A 747-nucleotide genomic window follows, 5' to 3' on the forward strand; every position below is an offset into this window, starting at 1 on the left:
TCATATTTCACGTTGGTTAGAGTATGAAGGTGAGGTAGAAATTGATGGCTAAAAATTTTTTAATTAGAAATGTTCCTGATGATATGTTTGAGCAACTTCAGGCCATTTCAAAAAAATATAACTATCCAAGCTTTAACGAGTTTATGTTATCGCAAATTCAAAATATCGTAATGAATGACGGATTGAATTTGTACAATAATCAATTTGCAGAAACATTATCTGATATCAAACAACAACAAAGTCAGATTTTAGAATTGATGTTGAAGAATGACATTTCTCTTTCGGCTTTAAATGTTAAACAAGATATTGTAAACGAACTAACCACAAATTGGTTACATTTTATGGATGATGTATCAGCACTTGAAGCTGAACGACGGTCAGGTGGTGTTTGAAAATGAAGAAGAATAAATCACTGTTCATCATTCTCATTTTTCTTGCGATCTTTATCGTACAACCTAACAATTTTAATGCTATCAAATCTGGCTTGACACAAAATGATATCCCAAATCAATTGAACATAGCCGATTCAGCTGAAGAAAAAAATTCCAACTCAAATTTGAATCCTACTCTGAAAAATGATGACTTGAAATCGAAGGAGTATGATGGAAAAAATCAAGTGATTGTCGTCAATGAAAAATCACAATTTACAAAAGACGAATTGAGTTTAGAAAATGACAGCTGGGAAAAATATTCTGATCTAGATTTTTTAAATCGTGTAGGAATTGCTGAAGCGATGTTGGGAAAAGA

The 747-nt window shown here is 31.6% G+C and carries 2 protein-coding genes; both read left to right on the top strand.

Translation table 11 applies throughout. From position 1 onward, the window contains the following. The first annotated feature begins 44 nt into the window (after nucleotides 1–44). Nucleotides 45–392: a hypothetical protein gene (locus tag QM460_RS10430; protein WP_050077967.1), complete on the top strand. Its 348-nt coding sequence runs from the start codon at nucleotides 45–47 to the stop codon at nucleotides 390–392. A gap of 2 nt (nucleotides 393–394) precedes the next feature. Then, nucleotides 395–747, top strand: a 353-nt coding sequence (locus QM460_RS10435; RefSeq protein WP_414290058.1) for a hypothetical protein, incomplete at its 3' end; no start/stop codon positions are given.

It is taken from the genome of Streptococcus infantis (assembly GCF_047464415.1).
GTDB lineage: Bacteria > Bacillota > Bacilli > Lactobacillales > Streptococcaceae > Streptococcus > Streptococcus infantis_AE.

What these genes read in the sequence shown, in the direction of transcription:
- QM460_RS10430 (WP_050077967.1), top strand. Translation starts at nt 45, where the DNA reads ATGGCTAAAAATTTTTTAATTAGAAATGTTCCTGATGATATGTTTGAG.